The following is a 13,461-nucleotide window of genomic DNA, read 5'->3' as shown; positions in this document are numbered from 1 at the left end:
TCAAATTTGGCGATAATGGTTTCATCAGGAGGAGCGATGAGGCCTACAGTTCATGATATCGCCGCTGCGGCGGGGGTCAGTCTGGCGACCGTTGACCGCGTGCTGAACCAGCGCCCCGGTGTCCGCCGCATCACGCGCGAAAAAGTGGAAACGGCAATCCGCGAGATCGGCTATGTGCGCGATGTTGCCGCCGCCAACCTCGCCAAGGGCCGCACCTATCCGCTGGTTTTCATCCTGCCCGCCTCGGACAATTCCTTCATGCACGGGCTGCACGCCGAGATCCGCGAAGCGATGATCCGTTCGCCGTCCGAGAGGACGAGTATTCGCACAGTGGAGGTTGCCGCCTTCGATCCGGCCGCTCTGGTTACGGCGCTCGAAAAGCTTGCCGATGAACGTCCCGCCGGGATTGCGCTTGTCGCCACCGACGCACCTGAGGTCGTCGCTGCGGTCGACAGGCTCGTGGCCGACGGCATTCCTGTCGTCACGCTGGTTTCAGACCTCACCGGATCGCGCCGGCATCATTATGCGGGTGTCGACAATATCGCCGCCGGAAGAACCGCAGCGCGTCTTCTCGGACGCTTTCTTGGCGATGCCAAGGGCGAGGTGGCGGTGCTTGCCGGCTCCATGCTGGTGCGCGACCATCGCGAGCGGCTGGAAGGCTTTGCCGCGCTCATGGCGCAGGAGTTTCCGAAGCTCTCCATCCTGCCGGTCCTCGAAGGCCGCGACGATCCGGAACTGGCGCATATGCTGGTCGCCGACGTCTTGTCCAAGCATGAGCGGGTGATTGGCGTCTACAGCCTAGGCGCCGGCAACCGTGGCCTTGTCAGGGCGCTCAAGGCGAGAGCCTCAAGCCGCCCGCTGACAGTCGTCGCCCATGAATTGACCGTCCATACGCGTGCAGCCCTCATCGACGGCACGATCGATGCGATCCTCAATCAGAACGCCGGCCATGAGGTCCGAAGTGCGATCCGAGTTCTCAAAGCAAAGGCCGACGGGCTTGCCGTCATCGATGCGCAGGAGCGGATCCGGCTCGACATATTCCTGAAAGACAATCTGCCGTAACGGCAAGGAGAATGACATGTATCTGGGTCTCGATCTCGGAACCTCGGGCGTCAAGGCGATGCTCATCGACGGCGATCAGAAGATCATCGGCTCGGCGAATGGTTCGCTCGATGTTTCGCGGCCGCATTCCGGCTGGTCGCAACAAGAACCGTCGCATTGGATTCGCGCAACGGAGGAGGCTGTTGCGGGCCTGAAAGCGAAACACCCGAAAGAGCTCGCGGCCGTCAAAGGCGTCGGCCTTTCCGGCCAGATGCATGGCGCGACGCTCCTTGATGCCGACGATAGGGTGCTGCGTCCCTGCATTCTCTGGAACGATACGCGTTCTTACGTCGAGGCAGCGGCGCTGGATGCCGACCCGAAATTCCGCAAGCTGACGGGTAACATCGTCTTTCCCGGGTTTACCGCACCGAAACTTGCCTGGGTCGCCAAGCATGAGCCCGGAATTTTCGCCAAGGTCGCCAAGGTGCTGCTGCCGAAGGACTATCTGCGGCTCTGGCTGACGGGCGAGCACATTTCCGAAATGTCGGATTCTGCCGGTACGTCCTGGCTCGATACAGGCAAACGCAAATGGTCGTCGGAGCTTCTTGCCGCGACGGGTCTCGACGAAAAGCAGATGCCGGCGCTGGTGGAAGGCACCGCGCAGGCAGGAAAGCTGCGCGGCGAACTCGCCGCCAAGTTGGGTATTGCAGGCGACGCTGTCGTTGCCGGCGGGGCAGGGGACAATGCAGCGTCTGCTTGCGGCATGGGCACGGTTAGCGATGGCGCGGCCTTCGTCTCGCTCGGCACGTCCGGCGTTCTCTTCGCGGCGAATGCCGCCTACCTGCCGAAGCCAGAGAGTGCGGTCCATGCCTTCTGCCACGCACTGCCCAACACCTGGCATCAGATGGGCGTTATCCTTTCGGCCACCGATGCGTTGAACTGGCATTCGAACGTCACTGGTCAGTCCGCTGCCGATCTCACGAACGAACTCGGCGAGACGCTGAAGACACCCTCTGGTGTCACCTTTCTTCCTTATCTTTCAGGCGAACGCACGCCGCACAATGATGCCGTCATCCGTGGCGCCTTCATCGGCCTCGAGCATGAGAGCAGTCGGGTTGTGCTGACACAGGCGGTGCTCGAAGGTGTGTCGTTCGCAATCCGCGATAATCTCGAAGCGCTGCGTTCGGCAGGCACCGATATATCCCGCGTCACCGCCATCGGCGGCGGCTCGCGCTCGCGCTATTGGTTGGCGTCGATCGCAACGGCGCTCGGCGTTCCGGTCGATCTGCCCGCCGACGGCGATTTCGGCGCGGCCTTCGGGGCGGCGAGGCTTGGGCTGATCGCGGCGACAGGCGCCGAGCCGGTTTCAGTCTGCACGCCGCCGAAGACGGCAAAAACGATCGAGCCGGTCGCGGCTTTGAGCGGTGCCTATGAGGATGCCTACAGGCGCTATCGGGCGCTTTATCCGGCGATCAAATCGCTGGCGCATTGAGGTCGAGGCTGCCCCTCATCCGCCTGCCGGCACCTTCTCCCCATTGGGGAAAAAGTACTTGCGGCGGCGCCTTGTCCCCGCTCTCCCCAGCGAAGAGAGGGTAGGGTGAGGGCGCCTGGCTGCATAACCAACAAGAGTGAAACCCAAGGAGACAATACCATGAGCACCGGATTTTTCGGCGATATCCAGAAAGTGAAATATGAGGGCCCGGACAGCACCAATCCGCTGGCCTTCCGCCACTACCAGCCCGACGAAATTGTCATGGGCAAGCGCATGGAAGACCACCTGCGCTTTGCGGTTGCCTATTGGCATACCTTCACCTGGCCGGGTGGCGACCCCTTCGGCGGCCAGACCTTCCTGCGTCCCTGGTTCGAAGACACGATGAAGGCAGCGAAACTGAAGGCCGATGTCGCCTTCGAATTCTTCCAGCTGCTCGGCACGCCTTATTATTGCTTCCACGACGCCGACGTTCGCCCGGAAGGCAACAGCTTTGCCGAGAACACGAAGAACCTCAACGAGATTGTCGACTACTTTGCCGAAAAGCAGGCTGCGACCGGCGTCAAGCTGCTTTGGGGCACGGCGAACCTCTTCTCGAACCGCCGCTTCATGTCGGGTGCCGCGACCAATCCGGATCCGGATGTCTTTGCATTTTCGGCTGCGACGGTGAAGACCTGCATGGATGCGACGCAGAAGCTCGGCGGCGAAAACTACGTGCTTTGGGGTGGCCGCGAAGGCTATGAGACGCTGCTCAACACCGACCTCAAGCGCGAGCTCGATCAGCTCGGCCGCTTCCTCAACCTCGTCGTCGAATACAAGCACAAGATCGGCTTCAAGGGCACGATCCTCATCGAGCCAAAGCCGCAGGAGCCGACCAAGCACCAGTACGACTACGACGTCGCGACCGTCTACGGCTTCCTGAAGAGGAATGGCCTGGAAAATGAGGTGAAGGTCAATATCGAGCAAGGCCACGCGATCCTCGCCGGCCATTCCTTCGAGCACGAGCTGGCACTTGCCAACGCGCTCGGCATCTTCGGCTCGATCGACATGAACCGTAACGATTACCAGTCCGGCTGGGATACCGACCAGTTCCCGAACAACGTGCCGGAAATGGCGCTGGCCTATTACCACGTCCTAGCAGGCGGCGGCTTCAAGACCGGCGGCACGAACTTCGATTCCAAGTTGCGCCGCCAGTCGCTCGATCCGGAAGACCTGCTGATCGGCCATATCGGCGGCATGGATTGCTGCGCTCGCGGCCTTAAGGCGGCCGCCAAGATGATCGAGGACAGGGCGCTCTCCAAACCGCTCGAGGATCGCTATGCCGGCTGGAACGCCGCCGAAGGCCAGAAGCTCTTGCGCGGCGAATACTCGCTGGAGCAGATCGCCGAGTGGGTTGAAACCAGGAACATCAACCCGCAGCCGAAATCCGGCAAGCAGGAACTGCTGGAAAACGTCGTCAACCGCTACGTTTAAGCAATGCGGGACGGCTGCAGCTTTCATTCGGCTGCCGCCGTCCTTCTTACTTCCTTGTCCAGTTGCGCGAGGGCGCAGAGACCGAGTTGCGGACCACCAGATCGGGTCTGAGCAAGATTTCCGTCTCGGCGGGCTGACCGTCTGACAGGAGTTCGAGCAGGAGTGCCATGGCATGCTTGCCGATGGCAGTGCGTGGCTGGCGGATCGTCGTCAGCGAGGGTGACATGAAGACGGCTTGAGGCACGTCATCGAAGCCGGTCACGGAAAAATCCCGAGGAATATCGTAGCCGCGCGCGCCGAGGCCGATCATCACACCGATGGCGGTCTGGTCGTTGACGCACATGAAGGCCGTCGGCAGGGTATCGCGCATAAAAAGCTGTTCGACCGCCAGCCGGCCGCTTTCGATCGTGCCGTCGCCTTCGAAGACAATTCGAAGGTCGGGACTGACGCCAGCGGCATCCATTCCGGCTTCATACCCCATGCGCCGCCGGCTGTAGGCGAGACGGGTGCGCGAATCGCCGATGAAGGCAATCTTCCGATGGCCCTCGGCAATCAGCAGGTCGACGGCCTTGCGGGCGCCCGCGATGTCGTCCACGCCGACATAGGGAATGCCGCCGTTGAAGACCGGCTCGAAGACGCCGACGCTGGGCGGCAGGCGCGCGGTCATGGTCTGGTGGCCGAAGGGCAGGATGCCGGTGAAGAGGATCAGCCCGGCCGCCTGATTGGAATTCAGGAACTTCAGGTATTCGAGGCCGCGCTGCGCATCGTTCTGTGTATGGCCGATGAGAATGCCGTAGCCGTGCGCGCGGGCTTCATTCTCCAATCCGACCAGGATGTTGGAGAAATTCGGGTCGCCGATGTCGGGCGCGACCACGAGAATCATGTTCGAGCGGCCGAGCCGCAGGCTGCGCGCCATCGCATTCGTCGTGTAGCCGGTGATGGCGATTGCCTGGTTGACCTTGAGGCGTGTCGAGTTCGCGACCTTCTCGGGCATATGGATCGCGCGGGAGACCGTTGCAATCGAAACCTGGGCAATTCGGGCGACGTCTTCGATTGTTGCGGGAGTGGAATTCGACACTGCGCTCTGCCTTGGGTCTCGTCTTGACCGGGACACTACACAGACTTCCCCGAAGGTCAAAGGCGACGCTGAAAAATTCTCATGTATGCAATGATGTAAACCTTTACATCGCCAATGTAAAGGTTTACACAGTCGCATAAAGCGGACGGGAGCCGTGGGGAGGGAATAATGGGTCCGGAGACCGTCGAAGGTGCGGCGCTGCTGTCTGCAAGGCGAATTAGCAAATCTTTCAGCGGCGTGCAGGTGCTCTTCAGCGTCAATTTCGACCTTCGCGCCGGCGAAATCCATGCGCTGATGGGCGAAAACGGCGCCGGCAAATCCACCCTCGTCAAGATCCTTTCCGGTTTGGAAGAGCCAAGCTCCGGCGAAATCCTGCTCGACGGCGAACCTGTGAAGCTGCCGCCCAATGGTGCCGCAGAGGCGCTCGGCATCGTCATCATTCACCAAGAATTCAATCTCGCCGAACACTTGACCGTCACCGAGAGCCTGTTTCTCGGCCGCGAAGTCACGCGTTTCGGCGTGCTCGACCGCAAGTATATGCGCGCCGAGGCGCGGCGCGTCCTTAATCTCCTCGGCTCGCATGTCGACGTGAATGCGCAGATCAACACGCTGTCGATCGCCGACAAGCAGATGGTGGAGATCGCCAAGGCGATCAGCCGCAATGCGCGGATCGTATTCATGGATGAACCGACCGCGGTGCTATCGCGCGAGGAGATCAACTTCCTGTTCAAGCAGGTGCGCAAGCTTCGCGACCAGGGAACGAGCTTCGTCTTCGTTTCCCATAAGCTCGACGAAGTCATGGAACTGACCGACCGGGTGACGGTGCTGCGCGACGGCCAATGGGTGAAGACCTCGCCTACCTCGATCCTCGACGGCGAATCGATCGCTCAATTGATGGTCGGGCGGGAGCTCTCCAGCCTTTATCCCGCCAAGAACGAGCCCGATGTCGACGAAGAGGTCGTGCTCAGCGTCAATTCCGTATCGACCCACTATGTCCGCGATGCAAGTTTCGAGGTCCGGAGAGGGGAGATCCTCGGCTTTTCCGGCTTGATCGGATCCGGCCGTACCGAGCTTATGGAGGCGATCATGGGTTTGCGCTCGCGCGCATCGGGGGAAGTCACGGTCAACGGTCAGTCCGTGCCTCCGCACGACGTTCATGCCGCAAATCGCGCCGGCTTGGCCTACATGACCAAGGACCGCAAGTCCAAGGGACTGCTTCTCAACTCCGGCATGGTCGCCAACCTTACGCTGCAATCCTTGGACAAGCATGGCCGGTTCGGCTATCTGAGCGCTGCGAGCGAAGCCTCTGCGATGGCAAGGGCTCGGCGCCGCTTCGACATCCGCGTCAGGGACGGCAATATCATTGCCGGCCGCATGTCCGGCGGCAACCAGCAGAAATTGCTACTGGCGAAAGTCATGGAGATCGAGCCGCAGATCATCATCATCGACGAGCCGACCCGCGGCATCGATGTCGGCACCAAGCAGCAGATCTATCATTTCATTTCGGCGCTCGCCCGCGATGGTCATTCAATCATCGTGGTTTCTTCGGAGATGCCGGAGGTGATCGGACTTTGCACGCGTATCGCCGTGATGCGCGAAGGTCGGATCGTCGGCATTCTGGAGGGCGATGAGATCTCCGAACAGGAAATCATGCGCTACGCGGCGGGATTGAAAAAAAAGATTGCTGCCTGACCAGGCGAAATAATCCGGTCGAGGCGTAGCGCGGGAATTCCCAGGGACAATGGGACGGGAGGTTGGTTTTGAACATGAGTATAAGCGAGGAAAGCAGCGAAAGGGAAAGCCGGCGCCGTTCCTGGCGCGATGTCGATCTTCGGGCGGTCGCGCCCTTCGCGGCGCTGGCGTTGCTTCTCGTGGTCGGGGCGCTGGTCAATCCGAATTTCATCGGCATCACGAACCTTGCCAATGTTGCGACGAGAAGCGCTTTCATTGCCATCATTGCCGTGGGCGCGACCTTCGTGATTTCGGCGGGTGACTTGGACCTTTCCGTGGGGTCGATGGTCGCTTTCGTCGCCAGCCTGATGATCCTGTTCATGAATTCCGGCGCGATCGCCGATCCGGCGCTGATGCTGACGGCTGCCATCGTGCTCACGATCGTGATCGGGGCGTCATGCGGCCTTGCGAACGGTCTCATCACCACCGTTGGTAAGATCGAGCCTTTCATCGCAACGCTCGGCACCATGGGCGTTTATCGCGGTTTGACCACCTGGCTTTCGCAGGGCGGCGCCATCACCCTGCGCGAGCCCGAGCTGCAGTCACTCTATCGCCCGGCCTATTTCGGCTCCATCCTTGGCGTGCCGGTTCCGATCGCCGTGATCCTTGCCGTGACCGGCGTTGCAGCCTTCGTCCTCTACCGCACCCGCTATGGGCGGCATGTCGTGGCGGTCGGCTCCAGCAGCGATGTGGCGCGTTATTCCGGTATCGCCGTCAATCGCGTGCGCACCATCGCCTTCGTCATCCAGGGCCTGTGCGTCGCCATCGCCGTGCTTCTCTACGTGCCGCGGCTTGGCTCGACCTCGGCGACGACGGGCATCCTTTGGGAACTGCAGGCGATCACCGCCGTGGTTGTCGGCGGCACGGCGCTCAAGGGTGGCGCGGGCCGGGTCTGGGGCACGATCTGCGGCGCCTTCATTCTCGAACTCGTCGGCAACATCATGCTGCTTTCGAATTTCATCAGCGAATACCTGATCGGCGCCATCCAGGGGGCGATCATCATCATCGCCATGCTGGTTCAGCGGTCGCTGGTGCGTAAATCGTGAATAGCCGGGTTTATGGGTCGCCCGGTCCTCGATCGACTAGGCCCAGTCATTATTTGGGAGAGAGAAAAATGCGTAAAAAAATTTTGGGGCTGGCCGTCGCCGCCATGGCGGTCCTCACGGGCGTCTCGTATGCCCAGGACAAGAAGGTAACGATCGGCGTTTCCATTCCGGCAGCCGACCATGGCTGGACGGCCGGCGTCGTCTTCCATGCAGAGCGCGTGGCAAAGCTGCTGATGGCCGAACATCCGGGCCTGAACGTCATCGTCAAGACCTCGCCAGATGCCGCAAGCCAGGCAAACGCCGTGCAGGATCTTGCGACACAAGGCATTGATGCCCTGGTCATCCTGCCGTCGGATCCGGATCCGCTCGTCAACGCCATCAAGGAAATCAAGGACGCCGGCAAGTTCGTGGCGCTCGTCGACCGTGCGCCGAGCAACAACGATGATTCCGTTCGCGACCTCTACGTCGCCGGCAACAACCCGGCGCTCGGCGAAGTCGCCGGCAAGTACATCAAGGAAAACACGCCGGATGCAGAGGTGGTCGTCATCCGCGGCCTGCCGATCCCGATCGACCAGCAGCGCCAGGACGGCTTCGACAAGGGGATCGCCGGTTCGAACGTCAAGGTTCTCGACCGCCAGTACGGCAACTGGAACCGCGACGACGCCTTCAAGGTCATGCAGGACTATCTGACGAAGTACCAGAAGATCGACGTCGTATGGTGCCAGGACGACGACATGGCCGTCGGTGTGCTGCAGGCCATCGAGCAGGCCAAGCGTACGGACATCCAGTACGTTATCGCCGGCGCCGGCTCCAAGGACATGGTCAAGAAGGTCATGGACGGCGACAAGCTGATCCCGGTCGACGTTCTCTATCCGCCGGCGATGGTCGCCACGGCGATGGAAATGACGGCAGCAAATTTCTACGATCAGGTTCCGGTGCGCGGTACCTATATCCTCGACGCGACGCTCATCACCAAGGATAACGCCAAGGACTTCTACTTCGCGGATTCTCCGTTCTGATCTTCCGACTGCAATGCGCCCATTCGCAAGGATGGACGCATTTTCTTTGCTTGCGCACGCGCTGCGGTCAAGAATGCGGCACGTACCTCTTGCGGCCTCCAGACAGGCATGATTAGTTCGCTTCAGACTTTCGGCTTTTCAGCTGCATCTGCCGCAAGGGCGTGGGCGCCTTGCTCCCGCCAAAACGCGTGCTAGAAGTCATCATAAACGTTTACGGTCGATCATCAGGGAGGATTCTGATATGAGGACGATCAAAGGGCCCGGCCTATTCCTCGGGCAGTTTGCGGGCGATGCCGCGCCTTTCAATTCATGGGATGCGATCACCAAATGGGCGGCTGATATCGGCTACAAGGGCGTGCAGGTTCCGACCTGGGCCGGTCAGTTGATCGATCTGAAAAAGGCTGCCAGCTCCAAGGATTACTGCGACGAATTCGCCGGCAAGGCGCGGGAAAACGGTATCGAGATCACCGAGCTTTCGACCCACCTGCAAGGCCAGCTGGTGGCCGTGCATCCTGCCTATGACGAGGCCTTTGACGGCTTTGCCGCACCGGAAGTGCGCGGCAATGCGAAGGCGCGGCAGGAATGGGCGGTCGAGCAGGTGAAGATGGCGCTGACGGCCTCCAAGCACCTCGGCATCAAGGCACATGCGACCTTTTCAGGTGCGCTTGCCTGGCCCTTCATCTACCCGTGGCCGCAGCGTCCGGCCGGTCTTGTCGAAACGGCCTTTGACGAGCTTGCCCGCCGCTGGAAGCCGATCCTCGACCATGCCGACTCGTGCGGCGTCGACGTCTGCTATGAAATCCATCCCGGCGAGGATTTGCATGATGGCGTCACCTACGAGATGTTCCTGGAGCGGGTCGGCAACCATCCGCGCGCCAACATGCTCTACGATCCATCGCACTATGTCCTGCAGTGCCTCGACTATCTCGACAACATCGACATCTACAAGGATCGCATCAAGATGTTCCACGTCAAGGATGCGGAGTTCAATCCAACCGGGCGTCAGGGCGTCTATGGCGGATATCAGGGCTGGGTCGATCGCGCTGGCCGCTTCCGCTCGCTCGGCGACGGCCAGGTGGATTTCGGCGCCGTCTTCTCGAAAATGACGGCCAACAATTTCGACGGCTGGGCCGTTGTCGAATGGGAATGCGCGCTGAAGCATCCGGAAGACGGTGCGCGTGAGGGTGCTGAGTTCGTCAAAGCACACATCATCCGCGTCACGGAGAAGGCCTTCGACGATTTTGCCGGCAGCGGTACGGATCAGGCGGCGAACCGCCGCATGCTCGGGCTCTGAGCCTTGCTCCTTTCTTCTCCCTGCGGGAAGAAGATGTCCGAAGGACAGATGAGGGGGCGCAGCGGAGCGACGTCTTGAGCACACAGCGAAAGACTACGTCCGCCGCACCCCCTCATCCGGCTACCGCGGCACCGTCGGCAAACAATCATTTCTTTGGAGGAACCTATGGCAATTGAAGGATCAACGGAACAGGCGCGCGAGCCGCGCATCCGCCTCGGCATGGTCGGCGGCGGAGCGGGTGCTTTCATCGGCGCCGTGCATCGCATAGCGGCTCGCATCGACGATCAATACGAGCTCATCGCAGGTGCGCTGTCGTCGACGCCGGAAAAGGCGATCGCATCGGGCCGCGATCTCGGCCTCCACCCGTCGCGCACCTACGCGAGCTATCGGGAGATGGCGATCCGTGAGGCGAAGCTTAAGAACGGCATCGAGGCGGTCTCGATCGTCACGCCGAACCATGTTCACTACGATGCCGCCAAGGAATTTCTGCGCCGGGGCATCCACGTCATCTGCGATAAGCCGCTGACATCCAATCTTGCCGATGCCAAAAGACTGAAGAAGGTCGCCGACGAGAGCGGCGCGCTGTTCATCCTGACGCACAATTACACCGGCTATCCGATGGTCCGTCAGGCGCGCGAGATGATTGCCAATGGCGAACTCGGCGATATCCGCATCGTGCAGGCCGAATATCCACAGGACTGGCTGACAGAGCCTGTCGAGCAGAGCGGTGCCAAGCAGGCTGTCTGGCGCACCGACCCGGCGCAGTCGGGCGCAGGTGGTTCGACCGGCGATATCGGCACGCATGCCTATAACCTTGCCTCCTTCATCACCGGCCTCGAGCTCGATAGTCTCGCGGCTGATCTCGATAGTTTCGTTGAAGGCCGTCGCCTGGACGATAACGCTCACGTGCTTCTGCGCTTCAAGGCAAAAGGCAAGGAGAAGCCGGCCAAGGGCATGCTCTGGTGCAGCCAGGTGGCTCCCGGCCATGAGAATGGGCTGAAGATCCGCGTCTACGGCACCAAGGGCGGCTTCGAGTGGGTGCAGGCTGACCCCAACTATCTCTGGTACACGCCGTTCGGCGAGCCGAAGCGGCTGATTACCCGCAACGGCGCGGGTTCCGGTGCCGCCGCTGCCCGCGTCTCACGCATTCCGTCCGGCCATCCGGAAGGCTACCTCGAAGCCTTCGCGACGATCTACACGGAAGCGGCGCATGCGATCAATGCGCACAAGAAAGGCAAAGCGGTCGCCAAGGCCGTGGTCTATCCGACCGTCGATGACGGCGTGAAGGGCGTTGCATTTGTCGAGGCCTGCGTTGCTTCGTCGAAGCGGAATGGGGCTTGGGTCAAGGTCTGATAACCAGGTCTTGGGCGAGCCCCTCATCCGGCTGACGCCACCTTCTCCCCGCGAGCGGGGAGAAGGGTATGTGTCGCATCGCTTCATTAGAACGTGCGCTTGCGTGAGAGACGTTCCCTCGCCCCGTTTGCGGGGAGAAGTTAGCGTGAGGGGCGGCGCCCAGTCTGGCTATACCCGTTAGGTCCGCTATCCGTCTGCAACGTTGCAGGATTGACATTTCCACTCTGTACAACGGCGGTTCCTTTGGTTAAACCGCCGCTCGAACGACCAGTCCAGTACCAGACGGGGTTTTCAGATGATCGAGGCTAAGACACTCGCCGCCCGCTTTCCGGGCGATTTCACCTTTGGCGTCGCGACGGCTGCCTTCCAGATCGAAGGTGCCAGTAAAGCGGATGGGCGCAAGGCGTCGATCTGGGATGCCTTCTGCAACATGCCGGGTCGTGTCTATAACCGCCATAATGGCGATGTTGCCTGCGATCATTATAACCGGCTCGAACAGGACCTTGACCTGATCAAGGACATGGGTGTCGAGGCCTATCGCTTCTCGATCGCCTGGCCGCGCATCATTCCGGATGGTACCGGGCCTGTGAATGAAGCCGGCCTCGATTTCTACGACCGCCTCGTCGACGGTTGCAAGGCGCGTGGCATCAAGACCTTCGCGACGCTTTATCATTGGGACCTGCCGCTGCTGTTGGCAGGCGACGGCGGCTGGACGGCGCGCTCCACGGCCTACGCCTTTCAGCGCTACGCAAAGACCGTCATGGCGCGTCTCGGCGACCGGCTCGACAGCGTCGCGACCTTCAACGAACCATGGTGCATCGTCTGGCTCAGCCATCTCTACGGCATCCATGCGCCGGGCGAGCGCAACATGCAGGCAGCGCTTCACGCCATGCACTACATGAACCTTGCGCACGGACTTGGCGTCGAGGCGATCCGCGCCGAGGCGCCGAAGGTACCAGCCGGCCTGGTGCTGAATGCGATGCCCGTCATTCCGGGATCGCAGAGCAAGGCGGATACTGCAGCCGGCGAACGCGCGCATCAGTTCCACAACGGCGCTTTTTTCGATCCGGTCTTCAAGGGCGAGTATCCGAGCGAGTTCGTGGAAGCGCTCGGCGACCGCATGCCCATCATCGAAGATGGAGACATGAAGATCATCAGCCAGAAGCTCGATTGGTGGGGTCTCAACTACTACACGCCGCTGCGTGTTGCCGACGACCCGGCGAAGAACGGCGATTTCCCCTGGACGGCCGAAGCGCCGCGTGCCAGCGACGTGAAGACAGATATCGGCTGGGAGGTTTATGCGCCCGGCCTCAAGCACGTCGTCGAAGATCTCTATCGTCGCTATGAACTGCCGGAATGCTACATCACCGAAAACGGCGCCTGCTACAACATGGATGTGGTCAACGGCGAGGTCGATGACCAGCCGCGCCTCGATTATTACAGCGATCACTTGGCGGTCGTTGCCGACCTCATCAAGGACGGTTACCCGATGCGCGGTTACTTCGCCTGGAGCCTGATGGACAACTTCGAATGGGCGGAAGGCTACAAGATGCGTTTCGGCCTCGTGCATGTCGATTACGACACCCAGGTCCGCACCGTGAAGAAGAGCGGCAAGTGGTACCGGCAACTGGCAAGCCAGTTTCCGGCGGGCAATCACAAAGCGGGTTGAATACCCTCCGCCTCTTGATGAGAAGGCCCGAAAGGCCGGATGAGGGGACCGTATGGGAGACCCGACCTCCTTGCTGTCCGTTGTTCGGTCGTTCGCTCCTTTCGTCGCTCACCCCCATCGCCTCGCTGACGCTTGGGCACTTCTCCCCGCTGGGGAGAAGAAGCAAGCGGCGCGCGTTTCGTGAACCAGACAATTGCACAATGGGTGGTTTTTTGCCGCGCTGACCGATTCAAAGAAAAAATCTCTCTGTCAATCGCGACTGGAACTC

The 13,461-nt window shown here is 61.0% G+C and carries 10 protein-coding genes; 9 read left to right on the top strand and 1 reads right to left on the bottom strand.

The window, feature by feature from the left end:
- Window positions 1–36: 36 nt before the first annotated feature.
- The 3 genes from QA644_RS16695 (at window position 37) to xylA (ending at window position 4,003) form a co-directional block, all read left to right on the top strand.
- Complete coding sequence (locus tag QA644_RS16695; protein ID WP_039846159.1) at window positions 37–1,062, top strand: LacI family DNA-binding transcriptional regulator; 1,026 nt, start codon at window positions 37–39, stop codon at window positions 1,060–1,062.
- A 16-nt stretch (window positions 1,063–1,078) separates the two neighbouring features.
- Window positions 1,079–2,533, top strand: a complete 1,455-nt coding sequence (gene xylB, locus QA644_RS16690) for a xylulokinase (RefSeq protein ID WP_283069614.1) — start codon at window positions 1,079–1,081, stop codon at window positions 2,531–2,533.
- A 159-nt stretch (window positions 2,534–2,692) separates the two neighbouring features.
- The gene (gene xylA / locus QA644_RS16685) at window positions 2,693–4,003 is read left to right on the top strand and encodes a xylose isomerase (protein WP_283069613.1); all 1,311 of its coding nucleotides are present in this window, start codon (window positions 2,693–2,695) and stop codon (window positions 4,001–4,003) included.
- Window positions 4,004–4,049: 46 nt separating this feature from the next.
- On the opposite strand, the gene QA644_RS16680 is transcribed toward xylA, so the two are convergent.
- Entirely contained in the window at window positions 4,050–5,081 is a 1,032-nt protein-coding gene (locus QA644_RS16680) for a LacI family DNA-binding transcriptional regulator (RefSeq protein WP_074069722.1), read from the bottom strand.
- Between the two features lie 168 nt (window positions 5,082–5,249).
- Here QA644_RS16680 and QA644_RS16675 point away from each other — a divergent pair, with 168 nt between their 5' ends.
- From QA644_RS16675 to QA644_RS16650, 6 genes are all read left to right on the top strand, one after another.
- A complete protein-coding gene (locus QA644_RS16675; protein ID WP_283069612.1) occupies window positions 5,250–6,773 on the top strand; it encodes a sugar ABC transporter ATP-binding protein in 1,524 nt (507 codons plus the stop codon).
- Window positions 6,774–6,847: 74 nt separating this feature from the next.
- Entirely contained in the window at window positions 6,848–7,858 is a 1,011-nt protein-coding gene (locus QA644_RS16670; protein ID WP_074069720.1) for an ABC transporter permease, read from the top strand.
- 68 nt (window positions 7,859–7,926) lie between these two features.
- The gene (locus QA644_RS16665; RefSeq protein WP_194728235.1) at window positions 7,927–8,877 is read left to right on the top strand and encodes a substrate-binding domain-containing protein; all 951 of its coding nucleotides are present in this window, start codon (window positions 7,927–7,929) and stop codon (window positions 8,875–8,877) included.
- A gap of 241 nt (window positions 8,878–9,118) precedes the next feature.
- On the top strand, window positions 9,119–10,171 hold the full coding sequence (locus tag QA644_RS16660; protein WP_194728234.1) for a sugar phosphate isomerase/epimerase: 1,053 nt from the start codon (window positions 9,119–9,121) through the stop codon (window positions 10,169–10,171).
- Window positions 10,172–10,336: 165 nt separating this feature from the next.
- Window positions 10,337–11,524 carry a Gfo/Idh/MocA family oxidoreductase gene (locus QA644_RS16655; protein WP_283069611.1) on the top strand — a complete coding sequence of 396 codons (1,188 nt, stop codon included), beginning with the start codon at window positions 10,337–10,339 and terminating at the stop codon, window positions 11,522–11,524.
- 295 nt (window positions 11,525–11,819) lie between these two features.
- Window positions 11,820–13,193 carry a GH1 family beta-glucosidase gene (locus tag QA644_RS16650; RefSeq protein ID WP_283069610.1) on the top strand — a complete coding sequence of 458 codons (1,374 nt, stop codon included), beginning with the start codon at window positions 11,820–11,822 and terminating at the stop codon, window positions 13,191–13,193.
- The last annotated feature ends 268 nt before the right edge of the window (window positions 13,194–13,461 follow it).

The sequence above is a fragment of the Rhizobium sp. CC1099 genome (assembly GCF_029714385.1).
Taxonomy (GTDB): Bacteria; Pseudomonadota; Alphaproteobacteria; order Rhizobiales; family Rhizobiaceae; genus Rhizobium.
Note: the sequence above shows the minus strand (reverse complement) of the source record. Positions and strands in the feature narration are given on the sequence as shown.

What these genes read in the sequence shown, in the direction of transcription:
- xylB (WP_283069614.1), top strand. Translation starts at nt 1,079, where the DNA reads ATGTATCTGGGTCTCGATCTCGGAACCTCGGGCGTCAAGGCGATGCTC.
- xylA (WP_283069613.1), top strand. Translation starts at nt 2,693, where the DNA reads ATGAGCACCGGATTTTTCGGCGATATCCAGAAAGTGAAATATGAGGGC.
- QA644_RS16650 (WP_283069610.1), top strand. Translation starts at nt 11,820, where the DNA reads ATGATCGAGGCTAAGACACTCGCCGCCCGCTTTCCGGGCGATTTCACC.
- QA644_RS16660 (WP_194728234.1), top strand. Translation starts at nt 9,119, where the DNA reads ATGAGGACGATCAAAGGGCCCGGCCTATTCCTCGGGCAGTTTGCGGGC.
- QA644_RS16695 (WP_039846159.1), top strand. Translation starts at nt 37, where the DNA reads ATGAGGCCTACAGTTCATGATATCGCCGCTGCGGCGGGGGTCAGTCTG.
- QA644_RS16655 (WP_283069611.1), top strand. Translation starts at nt 10,337, where the DNA reads ATGGCAATTGAAGGATCAACGGAACAGGCGCGCGAGCCGCGCATCCGC.
- QA644_RS16670 (WP_074069720.1), top strand. Translation starts at nt 6,848, where the DNA reads ATGAGTATAAGCGAGGAAAGCAGCGAAAGGGAAAGCCGGCGCCGTTCC.
- QA644_RS16665 (WP_194728235.1), top strand. Translation starts at nt 7,927, where the DNA reads ATGCGTAAAAAAATTTTGGGGCTGGCCGTCGCCGCCATGGCGGTCCTC.
- QA644_RS16675 (WP_283069612.1), top strand. Translation starts at nt 5,250, where the DNA reads ATGGGTCCGGAGACCGTCGAAGGTGCGGCGCTGCTGTCTGCAAGGCGA.